Source organism: Serratia sp. CY82433 (assembly GCF_052166535.1).
In the GTDB taxonomy this organism is placed as follows: domain Bacteria; phylum Pseudomonadota; class Gammaproteobacteria; order Enterobacterales; family Enterobacteriaceae; genus Serratia; species Serratia sarumanii.
On sequence record NZ_JBJNOR010000005.1, the window covers coordinates 36,953 to 61,688 of the forward strand.

31 protein-coding genes, 1 other RNA gene and 1 pseudogene are annotated in these 24,736 nt (G+C 59.0%); 18 read left to right on the plus strand and 15 right to left on the minus strand.

Features of this window, described 5'->3' with window-relative positions:
- The first annotated feature begins 28 nt into the window (after positions 1-28).
- The 3 genes from ACJ8PI_RS19855 to ACJ8PI_RS19865 all read left to right on the plus strand — a co-directional run bounded on the left by ACJ8PI_RS19855 (position 29) and on the right by ACJ8PI_RS19865 (position 2,635).
- Positions 29-925 (plus strand): LysR family transcriptional regulator, encoded by an 897-nt coding sequence (locus tag ACJ8PI_RS19855; RefSeq protein ID WP_033649787.1) that lies wholly within the window; start codon positions 29-31, stop codon positions 923-925.
- Between the two features lie 98 nt (positions 926-1,023).
- Positions 1,024-2,205, plus strand: coding sequence for an MFS transporter (locus ACJ8PI_RS19860; RefSeq protein WP_033635673.1), 1,182 nt, complete (start codon positions 1,024-1,026; stop codon positions 2,203-2,205).
- Positions 2,206-2,296: 91 nt separating this feature from the next.
- Positions 2,297-2,635, plus strand: coding sequence for a DUF2002 family protein (locus ACJ8PI_RS19865; protein ID WP_016929830.1), 339 nt, complete (start codon positions 2,297-2,299; stop codon positions 2,633-2,635).
- 25 nt (positions 2,636-2,660) lie between these two features.
- Here ACJ8PI_RS19865 and ACJ8PI_RS19870 read toward each other — a convergent pair whose 3' ends face one another.
- Both ACJ8PI_RS19870 and ACJ8PI_RS19875 read right to left on the minus strand, forming a co-directional pair.
- Entirely contained in the window at positions 2,661-3,107 is a 447-nt protein-coding gene (locus ACJ8PI_RS19870; RefSeq protein ID WP_025303978.1) for a DUF1198 family protein, read from the minus strand.
- A gap of 67 nt (positions 3,108-3,174) precedes the next feature.
- Complete coding sequence (locus tag ACJ8PI_RS19875) at positions 3,175-3,510, minus strand: MbeD/MobD family mobilization/exclusion protein (protein WP_033635672.1); 336 nt, start codon at positions 3,508-3,510, stop codon at positions 3,175-3,177.
- A gap of 184 nt (positions 3,511-3,694) precedes the next feature.
- On the opposite strand from ACJ8PI_RS19875, the gene smrA reads away from it, so the two are divergent.
- Positions 3,695-4,267 (plus strand): DNA endonuclease SmrA, encoded by a 573-nt coding sequence (gene smrA, locus ACJ8PI_RS19880; protein ID WP_049211732.1) that lies wholly within the window; start codon positions 3,695-3,697, stop codon positions 4,265-4,267.
- Positions 4,268-4,317: 50 nt separating this feature from the next.
- Here smrA and ACJ8PI_RS19885 read toward each other — a convergent pair whose 3' ends face one another.
- Positions 4,318-4,731: a DoxX family protein gene (locus tag ACJ8PI_RS19885; RefSeq protein ID WP_033635670.1), complete on the minus strand. Its 414-nt coding sequence runs from the start codon at positions 4,729-4,731 to the stop codon at positions 4,318-4,320.
- A gap of 192 nt (positions 4,732-4,923) precedes the next feature.
- On the opposite strand from ACJ8PI_RS19885, the gene ACJ8PI_RS19890 reads away from it, so the two are divergent.
- Both ACJ8PI_RS19890 and ACJ8PI_RS19895 read left to right on the plus strand, forming a co-directional pair.
- A complete protein-coding gene (locus tag ACJ8PI_RS19890; protein WP_060431263.1) occupies positions 4,924-5,154 on the plus strand; it encodes a (4Fe-4S)-binding protein in 231 nt (76 codons plus the stop codon).
- A 1-nt stretch (position 5,155) separates the two neighbouring features.
- Entirely contained in the window at positions 5,156-5,434 is a 279-nt protein-coding gene (locus ACJ8PI_RS19895; RefSeq protein WP_033654325.1) for a GNAT family N-acetyltransferase, read from the plus strand.
- A 32-nt stretch (positions 5,435-5,466) separates the two neighbouring features.
- On the opposite strand, the gene ACJ8PI_RS19900 is transcribed toward ACJ8PI_RS19895, so the two are convergent.
- On the minus strand, positions 5,467-5,649 hold the full coding sequence (locus tag ACJ8PI_RS19900) for a YodC family protein (RefSeq protein ID WP_025303973.1): 183 nt from the start codon (positions 5,647-5,649) through the stop codon (positions 5,467-5,469).
- A gap of 120 nt (positions 5,650-5,769) precedes the next feature.
- Between ACJ8PI_RS19900 and ACJ8PI_RS19905 the strand changes: the two genes are divergently transcribed.
- Positions 5,770-6,285, plus strand: a complete 516-nt coding sequence (locus ACJ8PI_RS19905) for a DUF1543 domain-containing protein (RefSeq protein WP_033649790.1) — start codon at positions 5,770-5,772, stop codon at positions 6,283-6,285.
- Here the strand turns inward: ACJ8PI_RS19905 and ACJ8PI_RS19910 are convergent.
- Positions 6,280-7,206 (minus strand): LysR substrate-binding domain-containing protein, encoded by a 927-nt coding sequence (locus ACJ8PI_RS19910; protein ID WP_442528149.1) that lies wholly within the window; start codon positions 7,204-7,206, stop codon positions 6,280-6,282. The genes ACJ8PI_RS19905 and ACJ8PI_RS19910 overlap by 6 nt on opposite strands.
- Before the next feature lie 85 nt (positions 7,207-7,291).
- On the opposite strand from ACJ8PI_RS19910, the gene ACJ8PI_RS19915 reads away from it, so the two are divergent.
- Entirely contained in the window at positions 7,292-7,789 is a 498-nt protein-coding gene (locus ACJ8PI_RS19915) for a GNAT family N-acetyltransferase (RefSeq protein ID WP_060431265.1), read from the plus strand.
- Positions 7,790-7,851: 62 nt separating this feature from the next.
- Here the strand turns inward: ACJ8PI_RS19915 and ACJ8PI_RS19920 are convergent, their stop codons facing one another.
- The gene (locus ACJ8PI_RS19920) at positions 7,852-8,586 is read right to left on the minus strand and encodes a class I SAM-dependent methyltransferase (protein ID WP_101427276.1); all 735 of its coding nucleotides are present in this window, start codon (positions 8,584-8,586) and stop codon (positions 7,852-7,854) included.
- A gap of 98 nt (positions 8,587-8,684) precedes the next feature.
- Here ACJ8PI_RS19920 and ACJ8PI_RS19925 point away from each other — a divergent pair, with 98 nt between their 5' ends.
- The 3 genes from ACJ8PI_RS19925 (at position 8,685) to ACJ8PI_RS19935 (ending at position 11,399) form a co-directional block, all read left to right on the plus strand.
- The gene (locus ACJ8PI_RS19925; RefSeq protein ID WP_164134615.1) at positions 8,685-9,137 is read left to right on the plus strand and encodes a GNAT family N-acetyltransferase; all 453 of its coding nucleotides are present in this window, start codon (positions 8,685-8,687) and stop codon (positions 9,135-9,137) included.
- 112 nt (positions 9,138-9,249) lie between these two features.
- A complete protein-coding gene (locus ACJ8PI_RS19930) occupies positions 9,250-9,666 on the plus strand; it encodes a DUF2946 domain-containing protein (RefSeq protein WP_226872019.1) in 417 nt (138 codons plus the stop codon).
- Positions 9,667-9,737: 71 nt separating this feature from the next.
- Positions 9,738-11,399: a DUF2534 family protein gene (locus tag ACJ8PI_RS19935; protein WP_204350487.1), complete on the plus strand. Its 1,662-nt coding sequence runs from the start codon at positions 9,738-9,740 to the stop codon at positions 11,397-11,399.
- A gap of 113 nt (positions 11,400-11,512) precedes the next feature.
- On the opposite strand, the pseudogene ACJ8PI_RS19940 reads toward ACJ8PI_RS19935, so the two are convergent.
- A pseudogene (locus tag ACJ8PI_RS19940) lies at positions 11,513-12,069 on the minus strand (DNA primase); the annotation flags it as partial.
- A gap of 380 nt (positions 12,070-12,449) precedes the next feature.
- On the opposite strand from ACJ8PI_RS19940, the gene ACJ8PI_RS19945 reads away from it, so the two are divergent.
- Entirely contained in the window at positions 12,450-12,833 is a 384-nt protein-coding gene (locus ACJ8PI_RS19945) for a hypothetical protein (protein WP_126171188.1), read from the plus strand.
- Positions 12,834-12,888: 55 nt separating this feature from the next.
- Here the strand turns inward: ACJ8PI_RS19945 and ACJ8PI_RS19950 are convergent, their stop codons facing one another.
- The 3 genes from ACJ8PI_RS19950 to smpB form a co-directional block, all read right to left on the minus strand.
- Positions 12,889-13,605, minus strand: coding sequence for a colicin Z family toxin (locus ACJ8PI_RS19950; RefSeq protein ID WP_164134616.1), 717 nt, complete (start codon positions 13,603-13,605; stop codon positions 12,889-12,891).
- A gap of 588 nt (positions 13,606-14,193) precedes the next feature.
- Positions 14,194-14,557: a transfer-messenger RNA gene (gene ssrA, locus ACJ8PI_RS19955) on the minus strand.
- Between the two features lie 49 nt (positions 14,558-14,606).
- Entirely contained in the window at positions 14,607-15,089 is a 483-nt protein-coding gene (gene smpB / locus ACJ8PI_RS19960) for an SsrA-binding protein SmpB (RefSeq protein ID WP_033654311.1), read from the minus strand.
- A gap of 161 nt (positions 15,090-15,250) precedes the next feature.
- Here smpB and ACJ8PI_RS19965 point away from each other — a divergent pair, with 161 nt between their 5' ends.
- On the plus strand, positions 15,251-15,685 hold the full coding sequence (locus ACJ8PI_RS19965; protein WP_033648948.1) for a type II toxin-antitoxin system RatA family toxin: 435 nt from the start codon (positions 15,251-15,253) through the stop codon (positions 15,683-15,685).
- Complete coding sequence (locus tag ACJ8PI_RS19970) at positions 15,678-15,962, plus strand: RnfH family protein (protein ID WP_004929098.1); 285 nt, start codon at positions 15,678-15,680, stop codon at positions 15,960-15,962. Before ACJ8PI_RS19965 ends, ACJ8PI_RS19970 begins: the two co-directional genes overlap by 8 nt.
- Before the next feature lie 114 nt (positions 15,963-16,076).
- Here the strand turns inward: ACJ8PI_RS19970 and bamE are convergent, their stop codons facing one another.
- The 3 genes from bamE to nadK form a co-directional block, all read right to left on the minus strand.
- The gene (gene bamE, locus ACJ8PI_RS19975; protein WP_004929101.1) at positions 16,077-16,415 is read right to left on the minus strand and encodes an outer membrane protein assembly factor BamE; all 339 of its coding nucleotides are present in this window, start codon (positions 16,413-16,415) and stop codon (positions 16,077-16,079) included.
- A 240-nt stretch (positions 16,416-16,655) separates the two neighbouring features.
- Entirely contained in the window at positions 16,656-18,317 is a 1,662-nt protein-coding gene (gene recN, locus ACJ8PI_RS19980; protein WP_038870807.1) for a DNA repair protein RecN, read from the minus strand.
- Positions 18,318-18,403: 86 nt separating this feature from the next.
- Entirely contained in the window at positions 18,404-19,282 is an 879-nt protein-coding gene (gene nadK / locus ACJ8PI_RS19985; protein ID WP_019452304.1) for an NAD(+) kinase, read from the minus strand.
- A gap of 125 nt (positions 19,283-19,407) precedes the next feature.
- Here nadK and grpE point away from each other — a divergent pair, with 125 nt between their 5' ends.
- Positions 19,408-19,992, plus strand: a complete 585-nt coding sequence (gene grpE / locus ACJ8PI_RS19990) for a nucleotide exchange factor GrpE (protein WP_049194958.1) — start codon at positions 19,408-19,410, stop codon at positions 19,990-19,992.
- Positions 19,993-20,048: 56 nt separating this feature from the next.
- Here grpE and ung read toward each other — a convergent pair whose 3' ends face one another.
- Positions 20,049-20,732 (minus strand): uracil-DNA glycosylase, encoded by a 684-nt coding sequence (gene ung, locus ACJ8PI_RS19995; protein WP_033635636.1) that lies wholly within the window; start codon positions 20,730-20,732, stop codon positions 20,049-20,051.
- Positions 20,733-21,078: 346 nt separating this feature from the next.
- On the opposite strand from ung, the gene grcA reads away from it, so the two are divergent.
- From grcA to ACJ8PI_RS20010, 3 genes are all read left to right on the plus strand, one after another.
- Entirely contained in the window at positions 21,079-21,462 is a 384-nt protein-coding gene (gene grcA, locus ACJ8PI_RS20000; RefSeq protein WP_004929114.1) for an autonomous glycyl radical cofactor GrcA, read from the plus strand.
- 183 nt (positions 21,463-21,645) lie between these two features.
- Positions 21,646-22,608 carry a DUF2974 domain-containing protein gene (locus tag ACJ8PI_RS20005; protein WP_164134617.1) on the plus strand — a complete coding sequence of 321 codons (963 nt, stop codon included), beginning with the start codon at positions 21,646-21,648 and terminating at the stop codon, positions 22,606-22,608.
- Positions 22,601-23,356, plus strand: a complete 756-nt coding sequence (locus ACJ8PI_RS20010) for an ankyrin repeat domain-containing protein (RefSeq protein WP_060426200.1) — start codon at positions 22,601-22,603, stop codon at positions 23,354-23,356. Before ACJ8PI_RS20005 ends, ACJ8PI_RS20010 begins: the two co-directional genes overlap by 8 nt.
- A 53-nt stretch (positions 23,357-23,409) precedes the next feature.
- On the opposite strand, the gene srmB is transcribed toward ACJ8PI_RS20010, so the two are convergent.
- Positions 23,410-24,732, minus strand: a complete 1,323-nt coding sequence (gene srmB / locus ACJ8PI_RS20015; RefSeq protein WP_025303951.1) for an ATP-dependent RNA helicase SrmB — start codon at positions 24,730-24,732, stop codon at positions 23,410-23,412.
- Positions 24,733-24,736 lie beyond the last annotated feature (4 nt).

Here is a 24,736-nt window from a genome sequence, read left to right on the forward strand (position 1 = left end):
AAATGATTTTGACAATAAGGGCGGCAAAATGCTGAATTTGCAGCGCCTGGCGATCTTCGCGGCGGTAGTGGAAGCGGGCAGCTTTACCGCGGCGGCGGCGGCGCTGGGGCAAACCAAGGCGGTGGTGAGCTTTAACGTCAAGCAGTTGGAGAACGAGCTGGGGGTGTCACTGCTGGCGCGCAGCACCCGGCGGCTGTCGCTGACCGACGCCGGCGAGCGCTTTTACCAGCGCAGCCTGCAGCTGCTGCAGGAGGCGGAAAACGTGCTGGACGACGTGCGCCGCGATCACCACGGGCTGAGCGGCGTGCTGCGCATCACCAGTACGCCGGAGTACGGCGCGCAGGTGGTGGTGCCGGCGCTGGCGGCGTTTTCGCGGCAGCATCCGCGGCTGCGCATCCAGCATGTCTCTTCTTCTTATCACGCCGATCTGATCTCGGAGCGCTTTGACGTGGCGATCCGCCTGGGCCAGCTGGCGGATTCCAGCCACCGCGCGGCGCTGATCGACAGTTTCGCCATTTTTCCGGTGGCGTCGCCGGGTTACCTGGCCGAGCGACCGATTCATTCGCTGACCGAGCTGGCGCAGGCGCAGTGGATCGCCCACAGCCGGCTCAGTTCGCCGCTCAGCTGGCAGGTGGCCACGCCGCAGCGCGAAGCGGTGCTGTTCAAGGTGGCGGACGCTGCGACGCTCACCGGCGACAGCGCCGCGGCATTGCTGGCATTCGCCCTGCATGGCGCCGGGGTGGCGCTGCTGCCGGCGTGGCTGGCGCAGCCCGAAATCGACGCCGGCCGGCTGCAGCGGTTGCTGCCGGATCACCGTTTCCCCGAGCAGAGCATCTACGCGCTCTACCCGAATACCCGCCACGTGCCGGAAAAGGTGCGGGCGTTTATCGATTTTCTACGCGCGCGGGTGGCGGCCAACCGTTAGCGAAATAATAATTCGTTATAACTCTCTCATTTATCATCAGATCCCATCGGGGTATGCTGGCAATCTCTGTCTACCCCGTCCGATGCGAGCCACCTTCGATGACCGCAGAAAATAACCTCCAGCTGAACCGACGCATTCTGTCCGTGGTGATGTTCACCTTCGTCTGCTACCTGACCATCGGCCTGCCGCTGGCGGTGCTGCCGGGATTTGTGCATGACCACCTGGGTTACAATTCGGTGCTGGCGGGCCTCATCATCAGCGCGCAGTACTTCGCCACGCTGTTCAGCCGCCCGCACGCCGGGCGCTATGCCGATCAGCTGGGGCCGAAAAAGGTGGTGCTGTTCGGCCTGGCGTGCTGCGGCGCCAGCGGCCTGTTTTATGCGCTGGCGTTCGGCGTTGACGGTTACCCGTGGCTCAGCCTGCTGTTGCTGTGCGTGGGGCGGGTGTTTCTCGGCGTCGGCGAAAGCTTCGCCAGCACCGGTTCCACGCTGTGGGGTATCGGCCGGGTCGGAGCGATGCACACCGCGCGGGTGATTTCCTGGAACGGCGTCGCCACCTACGGGGCGATGGCGGCCGGGGCGCCGCTCGGCGTGTACCTGAATCAGCAGTGGGGATTGGCCGGGGTGGCGGCGCTGATCGTGCTGGCGGTCGCGGTGGCGCTGCTGTTGGCGAGCGGCAAGCCGGACGTTTCGATCGCCGCCGGGCAGCGCATCGCTTTCCGCGCGGTGTTCGGCCGCATCTGGGCCTATGGCCTCGGGCTGGCGATGGGCACCGTCGGCTTTGGCGTGATCGCCACGTTCATCACCCTTTACTACGCCGACAAAGGTTGGAGCGGCGCGGCGTTTTCGCTGACGCTGTTCAGCTGCGCCTTCGTCGGCATCCGCCTGATCTTCAGCAACGTCATCAACCGCCACGGCGGTCTGAAGGTGACGCTGGCGTCGTTTCTGGTCGAGATCGTCGGGTTGCTGTTGATCTGGCAGGCTGGCGAACCCTGGATGGTGCAAACCGGCGCGTTGCTGGCCGGCGCCGGTTTCTCGCTGGTGTTCCCGGCGCTGGGCGTCGAGGCGGTGAAACAGGTGCCGCCGCAGAACCAGGGCACGGCGCTCGGCACCTATTCGGCATTCCTCGATCTGGCGCTGGGCATCACCGGGCCGCTGGCCGGGCTGCTGATTGGGCAAGCGGGCGTGCCGTCGATCTATCTGGCGGCGGCGCTGCTGGTGGCGCTCGGGGTGCTGCTCACCCTGCGTCTGCTGCAGCGCAGCCGAGCCATTCAGGAATAGTCTGAAACCCGGATTCCTCCCCAGAAAATCATTGTTTCGGTGAATGATTACGGTAAGGTCGCTCAGCGGTCCAGAATGAGAGGAGGAATCGATGTATTTACGGCCGGATGAAGTGGCTAAAGTGTTGGAGAATACCGGCTTTGAGCGTGATTATGTCACCGACCAGGCCTATGGCTACCGCAAGGGTACACACTACGTGTATGTGAATCGCGAAGCGCGGATGGGCAGAACCGCATTGGTGATCCACCCGGCGCTGAAAGAGAGAAGCGTGCATTTCGCCACGCCGACCTCTCCGGTGCGCACCAGCGAGCAGTATCTGGAGTTTCCCCTGGATTTAAGCAGCGACGCCCCGAACCAGCGTTACGGCATCGCACACGGCTTCAGCTCGCGCGAAGCGCTGTCGCGCTACCTCTACAGCATGTTCCTGTAATCGGTCCCCCGCCCGGGGGACGCGATCAGCCGTGGGCCAACGCTTCGCGGTTGAAACGCTCATTGTAGGCGCGGCGGAACTGCGCCAGTTCAAACGCATCGATATCCAGCTCGGCGAAGTAAAACAGCGCCGCTTCGGTGTGCTCGGCGTGCAGCTCCGGCGACAGCCCGGCGCGCAGCAGCACGTCGCGCCACAGGGCAATCTGCTCGTCGTCCGCCTGTTTGATGAACGTCAGGTAGATGAACAGCAGATAAGCCGCCTGGTGCATCTCTTCGGTGTAGCCGTTGTTCAGCATGCGGATAAAGGTCTGGCTTTGGCGGCCGCCCATCTCCTGGATCATCGATTCAATCAGCATCGGCTTGACCCTCAGCAGATGGGCCAGCGAATCGATGGCTTTGCGGGTGTCGGACGTCAGGATGCGGTAACCGATGATAAATACGACGATCAGGGCGGCGAGGATGATCCAGGTCATTTAGGCTTTATTACACTCTCAATACGCCAGAAGAGGGGCGGGAGGCGCTGTGCGACAGCGCCCGCTATCAATGCTGTTCGCCGCTGAAATTACCGACCGCGCCCTGTTGGCGCAGGTGGTGATTGAAGGTGGCCGCGTCTTTGGCCAGCGCATCCAGATGGGCGCCGAGCATTTTGATCTGCTTCACCAGCGCATGCTGCTCCGGCACCGAACTGGCGGTGCTCAGTTTGCGCGCCAGTTGTTCATTCTGCGCCCGCAGCGCGGCTTCGCGCTGTTTGGCTTCTTCCAGCAGTTGCTGCAGCGCCTGGTAGCTCTGCTGCCATTCGCGGTGTTGCCGTTCGAAGCTGCTCTGCAACTCATTCATCGCATTTTGAAACTGGATTTCCAGCTCGCGCATTGTCATGGGCTCGATCCTTTGCGGCACTCAATGATGGCTTAGCAGTATAGCGAAAACTGTTCGCAAGCTCACCCGTTGACGACAAATGAGACAAATGCCGCTGACAATTCCCGGCTTGCAACCGTGGCAAGGCGTCTTACAATCGACCCCATTCCCGGCCGTAAAGGCTGCCGTTCAAGAGAGGTGGAAGATGAGCGAGCAGGAAAAAGACTTTTTTGAACAGGCGATGGCGGACGTGGTGCCGCTGGCGAGCGGGCGGCAGACGCTGTACCTCAAGCCGCAGGAGACGGTGGACAAAAGCGCGCGGCGCGAAGCGCAGCGGCTGCGGCAGGAAAACTTCCTCAGCACCGATTTCCTCGAGGTGATCCCCTGTGAACAGCCGCTGGAGTTCAAAGGGGAAGGCATTCAGCAGGGCGTGCTGGACAAGCTGCGCAACGGGCGTTATCCGCCGCAGGCGTCGCTGAACCTGTTGCGTCAGTCGGTCGAAGCCAGCCGGCAGGCGCTGTTTCGCTTCATCGTGCAGGCGGAGGCGCAAAACCTGCGTTCGCTGCTGATCGTGCACGGCCGCGGGCGGCAGAACGAAAGCCATCCGAATATCGTGCGCAGTTACGTCGCCAAATGGCTGGCGCAGTTTGAACAGGTACAGGCGTTTTGCCGCGCCTTACCGCGCGACGGCGGCGAGGGCGCCTGCTACGTCACGCTGCGAAAATCGGCGCAGGCCAGGGCGGAAAACTTTGAGCGCCACGCCAAGCGCAGCCGTTGAAAGGATAGCGGAAATAAAATGGCCGGCGAGAGTCGCCGGCCATCGATGAATTATTTATTAAATATTTTATAGTCCAGCGAATAACGGCCGGCGCCGGTCACCGCCAGCAACAGCAAGCCGCCAATGATGCTGATGTTTTTAAAGAAGTTGATTTCGTTGCCCATCATTTCCATGCCGGTCATTTTCCAGAACGGATGGCCGATAAACGCGGTGCCCAAAACATACAGGGCGAAAATGACCGCGATAGGGCGAGTAAACAGACCGAGAATAAGCGCGATGCCGAAAATAAACTCCACCAGCACGGCAACGATCGCCGCCAAATAAGGCATCGGTGTGCCATAGCCTTCCATCGCCGTGACGGTCGCACCGAAGTTGACCAATTTCATCCAGCCGAAAATGATAAACAGAATCATCAGTAATATGCGGGACAGCAAAATGACGCCGTCTTTTGAGCTATCACCCATTTCGAACTCCTTAGCCACTGTCGGAATTATGTTGCCTTACTGAATAAAGATTAGAACAATTTACGTTTTTTTCTAGCGGCGACGGGCGGTTGCGCCACTTTTTTCGGTGTGCGAGACGCGTGGTGAAGCCGGCGGCATTGCCTATACTTGAACCCGGAGCAAAAACAATAAAACAGGCAATGTGAGGCCAAGATGGACGAGAAATTGACCGCCGCCGGTTACCGCCGTTATTCCGGTGATAAGATTGACGTTTATTTTAACCGTGCAGTTTGCCGCCATTCTGCCAACTGCGTGTGTGGCAATGCGGCTATTTTTACCTTGAATCGCCGCCCGTGGATTATGCCGGACAATGCCGAGCCGGCCGAAGTGAAACGCGTCATCGACACCTGCCCCAGCGGCGCACTGAAATATAGGGAGAAATAATATGGCTCATAAAATACTGGCAGACGAGAAGCGTTTTTATATCAATGATGAACAAGGCAAGCTGATCGCCGAGATCTCTTTCGTGCCGAGCGGCGACAAGCTGACCATTATCGATCACACCTGGGTGGATGAGTCATTGAAGGGGCAGGGCGTCGGTAAAAAGCTGGTGGCGCTGGTGGTGGAGAAAATGCGCGCGGAGCAGCGTAAAATCATTCCGCTGTGCCCGTTCGCCAAACACGAGTTCGATACCACGCCGGCCTATCAGGACATTCGCGCCTGACGCGATAACGGGGCGCGGCGCGCCCCGAGCGTTCAGCAGACGCCGAAATCGCCGTCTTCGTGGTACAGCGCCACGTCGCTGGCCTGCACCTCCGTGCGCTGCTCTTTGCCCAGTTCATTCCAGCTGCAAACCAGGGTTTCGCCGTCGATCGCCACCACGGTCATCTTTGGGCCGCCGGTGGTGCGTTGAACAAAATCACCGATATTGAATGCCATGCGTTCCTCCACAACAGATTAAACCTCATCTATTGATAACACAGAATGGCGCCGCCGTTGGCAGATGTTTCGCTATGTATTATTTTATATAGCGATTATCACCAAGGAGAGCAGACTAACATGCCGGGATTATTGATGTTTTATGTGGGCGGTACGGCGCCGGGCGCCAATATTGAGCTGCACGACGTGCAGTTCGCGGCGGCGGATCGGCCGGAAGAGGCGTATCCGCTGCTGCGTGAAAAGTGGTTCGGCGATAAGCGCAAGGTGCATGTCGACGGCTATGCGCGCATCGACTGGGCGGACGGTTACGACGTGAGCCTGGAGCCTGCGCCGTTCGCCGGTGAAGAGAAGCTGTTTTTCGTCAACGTGGGCGGCTACCGCAGCGATGAGCTGGCGGAATTGCACCAGTTCGGCCTGTTTGTGGCGCGTTCCGCCGACGAGGCGAAGGACAAAGCCAAACGGGTGCTGCTGACGGACAGCGCACAGCAGCACAAGGATGACCTGGCCGAGGTGGACGACTGCCTGCTGCTGCAGGCGCTGCAGGGCTACCACGTGCATCTGCGGGCCAACCCGCACGGCAAACCGGCCCGGCCGCTGTGGCAGGGGTATCTGCCGATCGGCGAACCCGCGTTATAGCGCCGCCAGCGCCTGCAGCTGTTGCCGCAACCAGCGGCAGGCCTCCGGCCGGCCGTTTTTGCGGTGCAGGTAGATTTTGATCTGATACGGCAGCACCGGAAACGGCAGGGGATGGATAGCCAGCGCCGCCGCCTGCCGCAATTTTTGCGCGGCGTAGCGCGGCATGCTCATCACCAGTTCGCTGTCGGCGACGATGAACGGCGCTCCCAGCAGCGAAGGCGTGCGGATGGCGATATCGCGCTGCAGCCCCAGCTTATCGAGCTGGTAGTCAATGACGCCGCGCTGTTCGTTCCACGGCGTCACCACCAGATGGCGCGCCTGCAGGTAGTTTTCCAGCCTCAGTTCGCCGTATTTTACGCTGAAGGCGGGTGAACAAATCGCCACATACTCATCCTCCAGCCAGCTCACCTCGTCGATCTCCGGGTAGCTTTCGCCGTCGGTTTCGGTAAAGCCCAGCGCGAAGTCGATGCGCCCCGCCAGCAGATCGTTCAATGCCACCTTGCGCTCGGAATAGCGCAGTTGGAACGACAGCCCCGGTGCCAGGCGCTGCATCTGTGCCATCAGCGCCGGGAACACCGCGAAGGCGGTGTAATCGGTAATGGCGAAGGTGAAGCTCTCCCGGCTTTCGGCGGGAACGAAGCGCGGGCGCGGATGCAGCCCTTTGGCCAGCAGCGCCAGACTTTCGCTGACGGTCGGGGCCAGGCTGTCGGCATATACCGTCGGGTGCATGTCGTTGCCGACCCGGTAAAACAGCTCGTCCGCCAGCGCCTTGCGCAGCCGGATCAGCGCGTGGCTCAGCGCCGACGCGCTGAGAGCCAGCTCCGCCGCGGCGCGCGTTACAGACCGCAGCCGATACACCGCTTCGAACACCAGCAGCAGATTGAGATCGAGGCGTTTCAAATCCAGATGCATGATATTCATTACCTGTTGATGAAAATGCAGTTCATACAGTATTTGAGGCGCGATATGCTGGCAAGCACAGCCATCAACACACTCAGGATTTGCCATGACCATTGAGATTTACCCGGCGCAAAAAAGCGACGCCAAACTGATTCTGGATATGATTATCGAGCTGGCGGTGTACGAAAAGGCGCGCGAGCAGGTGCTGGCCGGCGTGGAAGATATCGAACGCAGCCTGTTTGGGCCGGGCGCCTGTTCCGAAGCGCTGATTTGTACGGTGAACGGCGAGCCGGCGGGTTATGCGGTGTTCTTTATGAGTTACTCCACCTGGCTGGGTAAGAACGGCATCTATCTGGAAGACCTGTACGTGGCGCCGAAGCATCGCGGCGCGGGCGCCGGTAAAAAGCTGCTGCGGCACATCGCCCAGCTGGCGTGCGAACGGCAGTGCGGCCGCCTGGAGTGGAGCGTGCTGGACTGGAACCAACCGGCCATCGATTTCTACCTCAGCATCGGCGCGCAGCCGCAGGGCGAGTGGGTGCGCTATCGCATGGAAGGCGAGGCGCTGACGCACTTCGCGGCGCACGGGGCGGCGCTGCCGGCATAATAGCCGTTGGGGGGAGGCGGCCTCCCCAACTGTGGTGATGTGAACGGTTTACTGCGGATCAATCAGGCGGGTTTGCGGGCAGCGAGAATGAAGATCATCGGGCGCTCCTGCTCTTCGTCCAGCGCCGGATTAGCGGCAATTTGCTGCGCGCTGGGGCCCCATTCGTTCAAATGCTGAATGATAAAGCCTTTCTGCGCCAGCGGGTTGATATAGCTGCCGAGCGTGCGGTGCTGCTTGATGACGCCTTCCGCCAGCCAGTTGGAAACGCGCTGGCCTTCTCGCTGGTAGCCGTTCACCGGCCAGGATTTCTGTCCGTTGCCGTCGGTCAGCCAGCCCTGCTGCGCCGGGGCGGTGTAGATCGGGTGCTCGGCGGTGAAGATGAATTGCCCGCCGGGTTTCAGCGCGGCGTAAACCGTGGCGAACAGCGCGGCCAGATCCTCGAGGTAGTGCAGCGTCAGCGAGCTGTAGACCAGATCGTAACTTTCCGGCGGCAGCTGAAGCTGCGCCAAATCCTGCCGACGATACGCGATGCCCGCGTCGGCGGTCATCTCCCGCGCTTTGGCCAGCATTTTTTCCGAGACGTCCAGCCCCAGCACGCTGGCTGCGCCCTGTTCGCGCGCGCTGCGGCAGAACCAGCCGTAGCCGCAGCCGAGATCAACCACGCTTTTGCCCTGCAAATCCGGCAGGATGCGGCGGATGGCGGGCCATTCCGGCGCGCCGTCCAGGCCGTGCTGCGAGCGGCTGAGCTGCGCATAGCCGTCGAAAAAGGCCTGATTGTCATAGATGTTTTGCGTCATGATGACTCCTTAGTGAATGACGGCGGCGGAATGCCGCTGCCATACCGTGCATATTGCTGCATAATTCTACGCTGACAACATGGATAACAGGAATGACGATGGACATGATTTCGGTGCGGCAAGCGCCCGAGCTGGCGCCGCGCGCCATTGCGTATTTTCAGCGGCACTGGGCCACGGCAGAGACGCTGATGATGTATGAAGACGCCATCAACCGCAGCCTCGGCGCCGCCAACCCGCTGCCGCAGTGGTACCTGCTGATGGAAAATGACCAGATCCTCGGCTGCGCGGGGCTTATCACCAACGACTTTATCAGCCGCGGGGAACTGTATCCCTGGCTGTGTGCGCTCTACGTAGAGGAAGCGCAGCGCGGCCGGGGCCACGGCGCCAAACTGATTGAGCATGTGGCGGCGGAAACCCGCCGGTTGGGCTTCCCGCAGCTGCACCTGTGCACCGATCTGGAAGGCTACTACGAGCGCAGCGGCTTCGTTTATAACGGGCTCGGGTATCACCCCTGGGGCGAATCCTCGCGGGTCTATTCGCGGGTGCTGTGATCGCCGCCGCCGGGGGCGCGTAAGACAAACCTGACTTTTCTTTCACCTCATCGCGCATCGCGGGTTACACTGGCCGCTTGTTCGCCACCGACCGGGTTAATTCGCCGCCGCGATGAGAGTGCCACGTCAGCTACAGCAACGCTTTACCGCCTGCATCGCCATTATGGCGGTGCTGTTGCTGTTTGTGGCGCCGGTGGTGTCGAAATCGCTGATGCACCACCCGATGATGGGCGGCATGATGCAAACGGACGCCGCCATGCCGCACGACATGCACGCGATGGCGATGCCCGCTGCCGAGCATGCCGGCCACCACGGCATGGATCCTGCGGAGATGATTTTCTGCGGCTATTGCGAGCTGCTGATCCACGTGCCGCTGCTGCTGTGGACATTCGTCCCGCTGCTGTGGCTGATGGCGCGCATCGCGCGCCTGCCTTGCGCGCCGCGCATCGTTTCTCCGCCCATTCGGCGCCTGACTCTGCGGCCGAGCCCGCGCGGGCCGCCCGGCCAACCGTTTTTCCCTATTGCTTGATCATGGGTAACGCCGTTCGTATCGCTGCGGACGGTTTGCCTGCGCGCACAGTTTGAAAAACGAGAAAGGCCATGTCTTCAATAACCAAAACTCCACCTGCCGCATCGCCGCGTGGCGCGATGCTGAACCTGATCAGACGGCTGCATTTTTATATCGGCCTGCTGGTCGCTCCTTTTATTCTGGTCGCTGCATTGACCGGCACGCTGTATGTGTTGACGCCGCAGCTTGAAGAGGCGCTGTATCGCGATGCGCTTTTCACCGAACCGCACGGGCAGGCGAGATCGCTGGCTGACCAGATAGCCGCCGCCCGCCGCGCGGTGGGTGACGAGGCGCGCATTTACGCCGTGCGCCCGGCACCCGGCGCAATGGACACCACGCGCGTACAGTTCGCGGGCGCCGATCTGGGCGCTTCCGAGTCGCGCGCGCTGTTTGTCGATCCTTATACCCTGGCGATCAAGGGTGATATGACGGTGTACGGCACCTCCGGCGTGCTGCCGCTGCGCACCTGGCTGGATAAGTTGCACAGCAGCCTGCTGCTCGGCGATCTGGGGCGCAACTACAGCGAGCTGGCGGCCTCCTGGCTGTGGGTGGCCGCGCTGGGCGGCGTGGCGCTGTGGCTGGCGACGCGGCCGAAGCGCAAGCTGAAAAGGGCGAAAGGGGGCTTCGCCGCCAGCCGCCATTGGCATATCACGCTGGGTGTAGCGCTGCTGGCCGGGCTGCTGTTCTTCTCGGCTACCGGGCTGACCTGGTCGCAGTGGGCCGGCGGCAACATCGACGCGCTGCGGGCCAACCTGGGCTGGCTGACGCCGCAGGTCAACACCAGCCTGCAGGCCGATACGCCGCAGACGCCGGCCGATCCGCACGCCGAGCACCGCGGGATGATGGCGGGCATGAAGATGGCCCCAGCCGCGCAGAGCAATGCGCTGAACGGCGACTGGGATCGGGCGCTGTACGCCGCGCGCGCCGCCGGGATCGACGCCGCCAAGATCGAGCTGCGCCAGCCGAAAGGCGAGGGCAAAGCCTGGACGGTAACCGAAGTGGATCGCAGCTGGCCGACGCAGGTGGACGCGGTTGCCATCGCGCCGCAAAGCTTCGCCGTCGTCGACCAGGTGCGGTTCGACACCTTCCCGCTGATCGCCAAGCTGACCCGCTGGGGCATCGACGCCCACATGGGCATTCTGTTCGGCTTGCCGAATCAGCTGCTGCTGGCGGCGTTCGGCCTTGGGCTGTGCTTGATGATCGCGCTGGGTTACCGCATGTGGTGGATCCGCCGCCCGGCGGCGGGAGCGCAGCATCCGGTGCATACGCTGGTTGCCGCCTGGCTGGCGCTTTCCCTGCCGGCGCGCGCCGGCACGCTGCTGGTGGCAGCCGTACTGGGTTATTGCCTGCCGGTGATGGGCGTGAGCCTCGCGGCGTTGCTGCTGGTGGACGTGTGGCGCTGGCGCGGCCAACGGCAAGGCCACCGGGACGAAACGCCGGAAGCGGCCGCCCGCCGCGCCGAGGTGCGCAAGTTCCGCGCGGCGGTGGCGACGGTGGCGGTGGCGGTCGGCTGCGTGATGGGTCGAGCGATCCTCGGCGGCACCGTTGAGCAATTCCAGCTGCCGATCGGCGCCTGGAGCGCCCAGATGGTGATCATGCAGAGCCTGATGGTGCTGCTGTATACGCTGGTGTTCACCCTGCTGCTTTCCATTCCGCTGTGGTATTTCTTCCTGGGGGAGAAAGAGGGGCGGTGAGAAGGCGTCCGGCATGCCTTCGGGCATGCCGGATATTTGGGAATGTGGCTCAAGCGCGTATCATCTTGGTCAGGCAGGATAATCAGCGAGAACTCGACCACTGAATCCCTCTACTGTGACGATTCCAGCGTATCGATAGTGGCCAAGGTGATGTTGTCTTTCCCCGCCAGCAGGCTGGCCATCACGCTTTTGCTGCTGCCATCGGGGCCGGTGACTTCAAGGAACAGTTGCCAGTCATAACAGTTCGCCAGCATTATAAACAACGCCGCGAGAATACGCTCCTGCTTGTCGTGATTGCCCCGGCAGCCTGCGTCAGCCACTGCCAGAAATGCGGCCCATGGCCAGCCAGGTTTTCCCCGATGCGTGGCGGGGTGTATTTCGCGCTGTTGACGGTGCGCAGCCAGTGTTCTTGCTGGTGGGCGCCGAACTGCCCCGTTGAGGGTATCGAATACCCCGTTACGAACGCCTATCAACCGGCGGGGCGGATCGTCCATCTGTGGCATCATCAGCTTGAGGGTGTCCCAAATGCTGTTGATACCAGCAGTGGAGAACAGTTCGGGCACCTTCTGGAACTGCGCGGTAATCTCCCGGCTCAGTTGCCTGTGTGGTAGTACTTACCACAATGGTCGCGTATGTAGTGAAATAGATCTTCCCCTACCGGCGTTACTGCAGGGTGTTACGTAGTGTTCGGGCTAGCTCGCTGGCGCTCATGAAGTTGAATTTAGCGACCCGATGAGGCAATAAGGTGTGATTTCACAGGAATGCGTAATTCAAATCCAATGAATAAAACTTGAAAACCCTTTAGTGATATTGATTATCATTTGCATTGGAATGCTGCACCTGTAATGCTACCATCATAAAGCCATATAACTTTGAAAAGGACAAGTAGGATGCAAACAAGAGCTGTACTGTCAACTTAAAATACTACCGTTTCCAGTGAGAAAAGAACGGAAACTGCAACCAATGTGCTCAAAAGTTGGACTAAACATGGGTTGAGTGTTACCGATGATGATCTAAATAAATAGTATCATTAAAGCGTGGATTGAAAATATGCTTAAATTTATATTAATTACTGCTCTTTGCATCACATCAGTAGGGTGTGCGGATAGTAAAAAAAATAAACTTGTATATGTAAGCGAAGATCTTCAATTTATTTTGGATAAAAAATGTATTGTGGAAATATCACCGATTGAAAAAAGTGCGGAAAATAATTATGCCTTAGCCATAAGATTGAAAAATGACACGGCGTGTGCAAATAAACTCAATATGCTAATTTCTAAAAGTATTGGCAGGGATTTATTCATCTACTATAATTCGAATTTAGTTATGAAATCCCATGTGGCTAGTAGCCTAAATACTGAAAATGGATATAGGCAAATGATGCCAGATAAAAAAACACTTAATGATGTTTTGTCGTCATATAATGAGTTGTAAATATATCTCAAGTGCTTGAGCCACCAAGATATGGTGGCTTCGTTCAACTAACCTGCTATTTCTCTGGAAATTCAAAGGTGACAGTTACAGGGTTTGAATGTGACTTTACCCTGATGTAAGTATTTCCGATTCCTGTGGCTTTTATTGTGTATGATCCTGGTCCCATTGTGTTAATGGTTTTCATTCCACTATGTTCCGGGTATTTTATCTCCACATCAAAAGATGACTCCATATTCGATGAAGGATTAAAATTGACGGTATAGACGTTAGGGGAATTTTCGTTAGCAAAGGAGTTTAATAACTCAATCCACTCACTCCACACACCAGGCGCAGCAATGACGCGTTTGTGTTGAATTGGACCGATGTAAGGCACGGTACAAACGCCGTTATTTCTTGCGTCGCGGGCTTTTTGCAGTCCTTTCATCACTTCAGCTTTGTTTATTCTCCGAAGTGGTGCAAACTTTGTTCTATAGACTTTTTTAGCTTCTTCCACGTTCCCACTTTTCAGAGAGTTAATGAGATTTTGGTAGTCTCTGCTATTTTTGATATAGGGACAATTCTTTTCCCCACAAATGATGCAGATATTATTTTCCAGTGCTTCTTTCACTTCTTCAGGAAACCAGTCAGATATCGAGCCGGGGTTTAATTTGAGGTCGTCCCATTCCCATGCATTGGTTACATGACTCCAACTGGTATTGGCTTCGGGCGGCTTACCTCCGTTACAGTTGAAGCCATCATAGGTTACTTTGTTGTTATGTGGGGTTCCACTCATAGCGCTTTCCTTTTTGCGATTAAATAGCTTGTGCAGAAATCTGTATGTACAACCAGTACTTTACTCTGTCGATACCGTTACAGCGATTGACCCGTGTTGTGCCATTGCTCCCACAACATCGCCACTGTATGCATGTCAGCGCATGGAGGCGGCAGCTGAGCTGCAAGAGAACGTCAACAGATCAGAATCGTCAGTCGCGTGGTGTTAGCGGGCCGCCAACGAGCGTGTTAGGCCTCCAAATAACCGCCAACTTCACCATGAACACAAAAATCGATGTTACAGTTCAAGGGGCGTGTTCACTAAGTAATCAGAAATGATGACAAAACATAGGAGTACGATGGGATGAAGACAGTGCTGCTCGGCCTCGCGGAGAATACTGATGATTTGTTCGTCGGAAAAACGCTTCTTCATGGGGATGTCCTCATGTGGCTCATGAAGACATGACTAACATCATGGTGTATTAATCAATGGGGCAGGTCAATTTAGCTTGGTATTATTGATTTTTGCAAAAACAAAAAAGCCCGCAACCGAAGTTGTGGGCTTTTTCGCTATTATCGCCGGGTCTATCTGGTTCACTGGCGACGTATTTGGTGGAGCTGGCGGGAGTTGAACCCGCGTCCGAAATTACTACACCGTCGGCACTACATGCTTAGTCCAATCTTTACATTCGCCGGCCAGCTGCGGATGGACACGCTACTGACAGACTAGCCTGATTGAGTTTAACGCTTCAGCCCCAGGCAGGACATCCACGCGATCTCTTTTGGGTTTGACCTCTCTTGATCCCCGTCCTAAGAGCGGAGGCTAGGGAGAGAGGGCTCTAAGCAGGGTATTAAGCTGCTAAAGCGTAGTTTTCGTCGTTTGCGACTATTTTTTTGCGGCTTTTTACGAGGCCAACCGCCCCTCGGCATGCTCCTAGGGCTTCGCAAATCCCGTCGAATCCAGAATCAGCCCCAAGTAACTTTGTGCAGTATACCAGAAGTTTACCTCGATAAGCCAGCGGCTTAACGATTGGCGTGCTTCATGATACGGGCTTTCGCCGTCTGCCATTCGCGATCTTTGATGTCATCGCGTTTGTCGTGCTCTTTCTTGCCTTTGGCTACGCCGATCTTGATCTTGCTCCAGGCATTTTTCCAATACAGGGACAAGGCCACCACGGTGTAGCCATCGCGGTTGACGCGGCCGAGCAGGGTATCCAGCTCGCGTCGTTTCAGCAGCAGTTTACGGGTACGCGTCGGATCGCACACCACATGCGACGAAGCCACGTTGAGCGGGGTGATGGTGGCGCCAAACAGATAGGCTTCACCGTCACGGAACGTCACGTAGCTGTCGCTGAGGTTGGCTTTGCCTGCACGCAGCGATTTAACTTCCCACCCTTGCAGCGACAGGCCCGCCTCGAACTCTTCTTCAATGAAGTATTCGAAACGCGCGCGCTTGTTTTGAGCAATGGTGGCGGAACCGGGTTTGTGTGCTTTTTTCTTTGTCATAGTGCGTTCATTATACTGGATGCTTCAGCGAAAGAAATCCTTTCCCGTTCAGCACCTGCGCAATTTTTCGCATTTTTGGCGCCCTCATCCCTTAGCAGATTTTTTGTTTGCCGCCAGATAAATGGTATTATCTGTACGTTTTATGTCTCACAGGAAATGATATGCCCCAGATCAGTCGGTCTGCATTAGTGCCGTTCAGCGCCGAGCAGATGTATCAGTTGGTTAACGATGTTCACTCTTATCCCGATTTTCTGCCTGGCTGCACCGGCAGCCGGGTGCTTAACGCTACCTCCAACGAAATGACCGCCGCGGTGGACGTCGCCAAGGCCGGTATCAGCAAGACCTTCACCACGCGCAATACGCTGCTGGATAACCAGAGCATCAATATGCAGCTGGTCGATGGCCCGTTCCGCAAGCTGATGGGCGGTTGGCAGTTCACGCCGCTGAGCGAAGAGGCCTGCAAGGTGGAGCTGCACCTGGACTTCGAGTTCACCAACAAACTGATTGAGCTGGCGTTCGGCAAAGTGTTCAAGGAGCTGGCGGGCAACATGGTGCAGGCATTCACCCAGCGGGCGAAAGAGGTCTACAGTGTCTGACATCCAGGTCGAGGTGGTGTACGCCTTGCCGGAGCGCCAGTACCTGCGCAAGGTGAAGCTGGCCGAGGGCAGCAGCGTCGAGCAAGCGATCCAGGCTTCGGGCCTGCTGGAGCTGCGCCAGGATATCGATCTCAAGAGCAACAAAATCGGCATCTACAGCCGCCCGGCCAAGCTGGGCGATACGCTGAACGACGGCGACCGGGTGGAGATCTACCGGCCGCTGATAGCCGATCCGAAAGAGCTGCGCCGGCAACGGGCAGAAAAGGCAAAAAAATAAGGCGCTATAAGCGCCTTATTTTTTTATCTGAAACTGATTTTCTCTTCCGCGTTGCAGCCTGCGACTGTCATGAGGAACAGCATGCCCCCTCATGGGCCGGAAGAGCGGCGCCGATTACTTGGTCAGCGCCGGTTTGTTCTGAATATCGGTCAACACGCCTGCGCTGTCGAAGGTCAGCGTCAGCGTCTGCTGGGTGATGTCTTCATGGCCAGGCTGCTGGCGGAACACATAGAACCACGTCTGAGTCCCGAACGGGTCTTGCAGCATTGGGGTGCCCAATGTGTAAGCGACCTGTTGCTGGGTCATCCCTTTCTGAATTTTCGCCACGTCGGTCGACGTCAGGTAGTTCCCCTGGTTGATGTCAGGACGATAAACCACCTTTTCAAAAGTAGAACAGCCTGCAGTCAGCATCACAAGAACTACAGCGGCGGCAGTCAGCGTTTTACAGCGCATAGTAATCACATTCCTTTAGGGCATAGGATGCCGATGATAATAGACCTTGCGGCAGTTGGAAACCTTTATACCCTTCATCTTTCAAGTTGCGACGCGTTGGCTTTCTTTCAGCACCTCAAGCGCTTGGCCTGTTTCAGGCCGTTGAGGAGGCTTAGGATCGCCGCCGCGCCGCACTTTAGATATCTTTCGGGTTAACAGCGTCACTGTCAGACCGCAGGAAAGTGAAAAAGTTGAGCTTTTTTATGCCGCCAGCAGTTCTTTGGCGTTCGCCAACGTATTGCGGGTGACTTCACTGCCGCCGAGCAGGCGCGCCAGCTCCTGCAGCCGGGCGCGTTTATCCAGCGGCGCCATCTGGGTTTCGGTGACCGTGCCGTCGGTCTGCTTGCTGACGAACAGGTGTTGATGCCCGCATCCGGCCACCTGCGGCAGGTGGGTCACGCACATCACCTGGGTGGATTCGCCGAGCTGGCGCAGCAGGCGGCCGACGATGGCGGCGGTCGGGCCGCTGATACCCACGTCCACCTCATCGAAGATCAGCGCCGGGGTTTCCATCTTGCGGGCGGTGATCACCTGAATCGCCAGCGCGATGCGTGACAGCTCACCGCCGGAGGCGACCTTCGCCAGTGGCTGCAGCGGCTGCCCCGGGTTGGTGGAGACGCAGAACTCGGTGCGGCTGGCCCCTTCGGCGCTCAGATGCTGCGGCTCGAAACGCACGTCGATGTTGAACTTGCCGTGCGGCATGGAGAGCGCCTGCATACTGTCGGTGATGAGCGTGGTCAGCTCGGCGGCGTAATGCAGGCGTTTCTGATGCAGCTGTTCCGCCAGCGCCAGCGCCTGCTGGTGATGCAGGGTGACCGCCTCGTTCAGGTGCTCATGGTCGCTTTCCTGCTGCGACAGCAGCTGCTGTTCATCCAGCAACTGCTGATGCAGCTGCGGCAGCTCTTCCGGCGCAACCTGGTGTTTGCGCGCCAGGCTGATTTGGCGCGACAGGCGCTGTTCCAGCTCGTGCAGGCGGTTGGGATCGAGATCCATGCGATCGGCGTAGTGGCGCAGCTCGTCGCTGGCTTCGCTGATCTGGATAGAGGCCTCTTCCAGCATGTCCAGCAGGCCGCTGAGTTTGTCGTCCAGCCCGGCCAGCTCGAGCAGCAGGTGCTTGGCGCTGTAGAGCTGGCTGAGCATGTTGTTCTCGTCGCTGTCGGCGAGCAGCTGCAGCGTCTGCTGGCTGAGGGTCAGCAGCTGGCCGCTGTTGGCCAGGCGCTTGTACTCGGCGTCGGTCTGTTCGAACTCGCCGGCCTGCGGCGCGAATTCGTTCAGCTCTTTCAATTGGTATTGCAGCAGCTGCTTGCGCGCTTCGCGCTCGATGGACTGCTGCTGATGGTGCGCCAGCTCGCGGCAGCTCTGGTGCCAGCGTTGGTAGGCCTGGCTCATCGCCGCCAGCAGGGCGGGTTCGTCGGCGTAGGCGTCGAGCAGCGCTTTTTGGTGCTCCGGCTTGAGCAGCAGCTGATGGGCGTGTTGGCCGTGGATTTGGATCAGGCGTTGCCCCAGTTCGCGCAGCTGCGACAGCGGCACGGCGGTGCCGTTGATAAAGCCGCGCGAACGGCCGTCGGCATTGATCACCCGGCGCAGCAGGCATTCGTTGCTGTCGTCCAGCTGGTTCTGTTCCAGCCATTCGCGCGCGGACGGGGTGTCCGCCAGCGAGAAGCGGGCGCAGATGTCGGCGCGGGCGGCTCCCAGGCGCACCACGTTGCCGTCGGCGCGGTTGCCGAGGCACAGCCCCAGCGCATCGATGGCGATGGATTTGCCGGCGCCGGTTTCACCGGTGATCGCCGTCATACCCGGTTGAAAATCGATTTCCAACTCACGAACGATAGCAAAGTTGCTGATGGTTAATTGCGCCAGCATGGGAACCTTCCTGTGTATAAACACATAACTGTAGTTTCATACAGTATAAACTGGTTTTATATACAGTAAAGTGGCCGGCGCAGATTTTAGAACAATTTTTTCGACCAGCCCAGTTTGGTGCTTAACGTGTTGAAATAGCTGTAGTCCTTCGGGTGAATCAGGTTCAGGTGGAAATCGCTGCGGCGGATCAGCACTTCTTCGCCTTCCTGGATCGGCAGCGCGATCTGGCTGTCGCAGCTGATCTCCAGATCGCTGCCGATCTGCGAAAACTTCAGGCGGATGGTGCTGTCGCCGTTGATCACCAGCGGCCGGGCGGAGAGGGTATGCGGGAACATCGGCACCAGCGCGATCGCCTCCAGCGACGGGGTGAGGATCGGCCCGCCGGCGGAGAGCGAGTAGGCGGTGGAGCCGGTCGGCGTGGCGATGATCAGGCCGTCGGAACGCTGCGAGAAGGCGAAGCGATCGTCGATGTACACCTCGAATTCGATCATGTGCGCCACTTTGCCGGGGTGTAGCACCACTTCGTTGATGGCGGTGCTGATGCGGCACTGCTGGTGCTCTTTATGCACGATGGTTTCCAGCAGGAAACGCTGTTCGTCGATGTACTCGCCTTCCAGCACGTCCGCCAGCTGCTGCAGGGCGTTGTCGGGATCGAGATCGGTGAGGAAGCCGAGGTTGCCGCGGTTGACCCCGATCACCTTGATGTCGTAGCGCGCCAGCACGCGCGCGGCGCCGAGCATGTTGCCGTCGCCGCCGACCACCACCGCCAGGTCGGCGCGCTGGCCGATATCCGCCAGGCTGCCGGTCACGGCGTCTTTCAGCCCTAAATCATGGGCGATCTGGCGTTCGACCATCACCGAATAGCCGCGGGCGACCAGCCAGTGGAACAGCATCTCGTGGGTTGCCAGCGCTGAAGGGTGACGCGGGTGGCCAACAATGCCAATACAGGCGAATTTTTTATTCATTTGTTGTGATTTTCCTCACCGGGAGCCGTTTATGCCCCACATTGTGACCGGTTGACTTGAAACCCCGGTTTTGATCCCCATAATAAGCCAAGTTGCGAGATTAATGCTAAAACGCGGAGATATTCATGAGTAGTAAAGAACAGAAGACGCCAAACGAGCAAGTCTCGGAAGAAATGGAACAACACGCTCACCACGAGGATACGCTGCCGGAAGCGGCGGAAGGCGTCGATCTGCGCGATGCGCGTATCGCCGAACTGGAAGCCCAACTGGCGGAAGCTCAGCAGCACGAGCGCGACAGCCTGCTGCGCGCCAAAGCCGAAGCGGAGAACATCCGCCGCCGCGCCGAACTGGACGTCGAGAAAGCGCACAAGTTCGCCCTGGAGAAATTCTCCGGCGATCTGCTGCCGGTGATCGACAACCTGGAGCGCGCGCTGGATCTGGCGGATAAAAACAATCCGGAACTGGCCGCGATGATCGAAGGCATCGAGCTGACGCTGAAATCGCTGCTGGACGTGGTGCGCAAATACGGTATCGAAATCGTCGGCGACGTCAACGTGCCGTTCAACCCGGAAGTGCATCAGGCGATGAGCATGATGGAATCCGCCGATCATCTGCCGAACCACGTGATGATGGTGATGCAGAAAGGCTATACGCTGAACGGCCGCCTGCTGCGCCCTGCGATGGTTGCGGTCTCCAAAGCCAAGGCGTAATCGCCCCGGCAACGGCATAAAGAAAGGCACCCGAGGGTGCCTTTTTTGTCTCTGGACTACGCCTGCGGCAGGCGCGGCATCCAGTCGATCGGCGTGAGCCCTTGTTGCTCCAGCAGCTGATTGGCCTGCGAGAAGTGGCGGCAGCCGAGGAAGCCGCGGTGGGCGGAGAGCGGCGACGGGTGCGGCGCCTTCAGCACATGGTGGCGGTTGCGGTCGATAAAGTTGCCTTTCTTCTGCGCGTGCGAGCCCCACAGCAGGAACACCACGCCTTCGCGGTTCTCGTTCAGGGCGGCGATCACTTTATCGGTAAAGGTTTCCCAGCCCAGGTTGGCGTGCGAGTGCGCGCGGCCGCCTTCCACCGTCAGCACGGTGTTGAGCAGCAGCACCCCCTGTTCGGCCCAGCTTTGCAGATAGCCGTGATCCGGGCGTTCGAAACCGGGAATGTCGGTCGCCAGCTCTTTATACATGTTCACCAGCGACGGCGGCGCCGGCACGCCGGGGCGCACCGAGAAAGAGAGGCCGTGCGCCTGATTGGGGCCGTGGTAGGGATCCTGGCCGAGGATGACGACTTTGACGTCCGCCAGCTCGGTATAGCGGAAAGCGTTGAACACGTCCTTCTGCGGTGGATAAATGGTCTTACCGGCCTGGCGTTCAGCGGCAACAAAGGCGAGCGTTTCAACAAAATAGGGCTGCTCTTTCTCTTTGCCGATCACGTCATGCCAGGTGAGGGAGGTGGCCATAAACGCTCTCCTTTGTTTTCTTTAGCAATTCATGGGCTATAGCTTACCGTGTCGGCTCGCGCAGCGAAACCCGCTTTTCATTTCTCGCCGCTGCGTCTTATGCAATTAATTTTGAAAATTTACAAAAATAATTGGTTTTTGCCGCAGTAGGAAAATTGATATAAAACATAAATTTGCCCCTTCACGCCTTGTGCCTACCCGGTAAAAATTGACTTTAATCAAGGAACTGGCTTGGTCAGGCTGGTATACAGAACAACAAGACAACAATGGTTTTACCAAATGGCCGAAACCAGAATTGGGTTTTCTCACGACGTGAATTTTTACGCCCTTGTACGGAGGCAACATAATGATTACCGGTATTCAAATTACCAAAGCGAACGACCAGGCGCTGGTGAATTCTTTCTGGCTGCTGGACGATGAAAAAGCGGAAGCTCGCTGCGTGTGCGCCAAGGCCAACTACGCGGAAGATCAGGTTGTCGCGGTGAGCGACCTGGGCCAGATCGAATACCGTGAAGTGCCGCTGGAAATGCAGCCGACCGTGCGCGTGGAAGGCGGTCAGCACCTGAACGTCAACGTGCTGCGCCGCGAAACCCTGGAAGACGCGGTCAAGCACCCGGAAAAATACCCGCAGCTGACCATCCGCGTGTCCGGCTATGCGGTGCGCTTCAACTCCCTGACGCCGGAACAACAGCGCGACGTTATCGCCCGCACCTTTACCGAAAGCCTGTAATTTGCGGCGCAGTCAATAAGGGAGCTTCGGCTCCCTTTCTGGCGTTTGGCGGCCGAAATCGAACGCGGATCACATTCTGCACAAAGATAAGCATTTCTAATACAGAACTCATCCGACCTGCCGATAGCTAAATCAGTACCTATTCAGGTGCTAAATAAAAAAGTCTATCGACAAGGAGTCGGCATGAGTATGCCTTTAAGTTTTACCTCTGCAGTATCCCCGGTGGCCGCGATCCCTACACCTCGCGCCGCTGCCGAAACGGCGACGGCGGCGCAGCCCGCGGCAGCGCCAGCAAATCCGGCGCCAGTGGCCTCTCCCTCTCAGAACACGCTCAATGCGCAGAATCTGTTGAATACGCTGGTCGGCGATATCTCAGCGGCGGCACCGACGGCGGCGGCAGCGCCGGGCGTGACGCGGGGGCAGCAATCGCAGGAGGGGGATTATGCGTTGGCGCTGTTGGCCAAGGACGTTTATTCACTCAATGGCCAGGGTGCCGCCGGGTTCAACCGCCTGAGCGACAGCGCGCTGCTCGGTTTCGGCATCGATCCCGCCAGCCTGCACGACGCGGGCAGCGGTTTCCAGGCCGGGATTTACAGCAACGACAAGCAGTATGTGTTGGCGTTCGCCGGTACCAACGACTGGCGCGACTGGCTGAGCAACGTGCGGCAGGCGACGGGCTATGACGATGTGCAGTACAATCAGGCGGTTGCCGCTGCCAAAAGCGCCAAGGCGGCCTTCGGCGATGCGCTGGTGATCGCCGGCCATTCGCTCGGCGGTGGTCTGGCGGCCACGGCGGCGCTGGCGACTGGCACCGTCGCGGTCACCTTCAACGCGGCCGGAGTGTCGGATTACACCCTGAATCGCCTGGGTATCGATCCGGCGGCGGCGAAGAAAGATGCCGAAGCCGGCAGCATTCGCCGCTACAGCGAGCAATATGACATGCTGACCAGCACCCAAGAATCGACCTCGCTGATCCCGGATGCCATCGGCCACAACATCACCCTGGCCAACAACGATACCCTGACCGGCATCGATGACTGGCGGCCGAGCAAGCATCTGGATCGCAGCCTGAGGGCGCACGGCATCGACAAGGTGATAAGCTCGATGGCGGAACAAAAGCCGTGGGAGGCGAAGGCCAATGCCTGAAGGGCGTCGCTTGCGGTGGGCGCTGGCGATAGCCTTACTGGCGCTGGTCGCGGTGACCGGTTTACTGATGATGGCTAAGGAGCAACAGATGGGGCAGGAGATTTCGCCGTTTGACGGCCACAGCAATCTGGCGCTGGCTCAGGCGGTGGCGCGCGGCGATACGCAGGGCATCCGTGCGCAGGCCACGCAGGATCGTTTGCGCGAGCGGGGCGATCGGCAGGTCACGCTGTTGCAGTGGGCGGTGCTTTCGCAGCAGCCGGATAGCGTGCAGGTGTTGCTGGATCTCGGCGCCGACCCGGCGGCGGCGGGGCTGGACGGCAACAGCGCGCTGCACACCGCGGCGATGTTGCAAGACGCGCAGTACCTGCGGTTGCTGCTGACCGAAGGAGCACCGGTGAACGTGCGCAATGCCGTTACCGGCGCCACGCCGCTCGCGGCGGCGGTGCTGGCCGGGCGCGAAGAGCAGCTGCGGCTGTTGCTGGCGGCCGGGGCGGACACCACCTTGAGCGATCGGCTGGGGGATACCCCGCTGCATCTGGCGGCGAAGATTAACGCGCCGCACTTGGCGCTGCTGTTGTTGCAGGCCGGGGCCGATGCCCGGGCGCGCAACCAGCAGGGCTTTGCGTTCCAGTTTTATTTCTCGCAAACGCCGGCGCATTTGCAGAATGACGAGCTGAAGGCGCAGTTCCGCGAACTGGACAAATGGCTGCAGGGGCACCGCCTGGCCACGCACTACGCGCAGCCGTAAACGCCCATAAAAAAAACCGCCTGTACAGGCGGTTTTTTCTTAGGCAGCGATGGTTATTCCGCGTCGCCGGCCGGTTTGGCCTTCGCCTGACGGCGTTTGCCGACGTTTTTGGCGTCGCGATGGCGCACTTTTACCTTGGCCTTTTCTTTGTTCTTCGCTTTATCTTCCGCGCGTTTGGCCAGCACTTTCTTCGACGGCTTGCCGTTGCTCTTCTCATTCGGCACCTTGGTTTTTGGCCGCAGTTCGTCGATCACGCGCGCTTTCAGCGGCTCGTTCAGGTAACGGCCCACTTTGCCCAGCAGCAGATGGTCGTGCGCTTCCACCAGCGAAATGGCGGTGCCTTTGCGCCCGGCGCGGCCGGTACGGCCGATGCGGTGTAAGTAGGTGTCCGCCGTGCGCGGCATGTCGAAGTTGAACACGTGGGTGATATCGAGGATATCCAGACCGCGCGCGGCAACGTCGGTGGCCACCAGCACGTTAACCCGGCCATCCATCATGCGTTTAACCGCTTCGTTGCGTTTGGCCTGCACCATTTCGCCTTCGAGATAGCAGGTGTTGATGCCCGCTTCGCGCAGCCAGGTGGCCAGCTCGTGCACGCGCTCGCGTTTGCGCACGAAGATCACCGATTTCTGCACGTCCGGCTGCTGCAGCAGGTGGATCAGCAGCGCGGTTTTGTGCTGCACGTCATCGGCGCGGTAGTACCACTGCAGGATCTTTTTGCGTTCGCGGCGCGACGGATCGGCCTCCACTTCCACCGGCTCTTTCAGGATGCGCTCGGCGAATTCGCGGATCGCTTCGCCTTCCAGCGTGGCGGAGAACAGCAGCGTCTGGTTGCGCCAGCGGGTTTCGGCGGAGATGGTTTCGATGTCCTGCGCGAAGCCCATGTCGAGCATGCGGTCGGCTTCGTCGAGGATCAGGGTTTCCACCGCGCGGCAGTCGAAGTTCTCTTCTTTAATGTATTGCAGCAAACGGCCGGTGGTGGCGACCACCACGTCCTGGTTTTCGCTGAACACTTCCGCGTGGTTCATGTAAGCGACGCCGCCGGTGATGGTGGCGATATCCAGCGAGGTATGAGCAGCCAATTCACGCGCCTGATCGGCGACCTGCATCGCCAGTTCACGCGTTGGCGTCAGGATCAGCACGCGCGGCGGGCCGGATTTTTTGCGTGGAAAGTCCAGCAGGTGCTGCAGCACGGGCAGCAGGAAGGCGGCGGTTTTGCCGGTGCCGGTCGGAGCCGAACCTAAGACGTCGCGCCCGTCCATCGCCGGCGGGATCGCAGCGGCCTGAATGGCGGTGGGGCGATCGTAGCCTTTGTCGCGCAGCGCGTCGATCAGGCGATCATCGAGTTCGAGTTCGGAAAAAGTGGTTGCTGTCATGGTC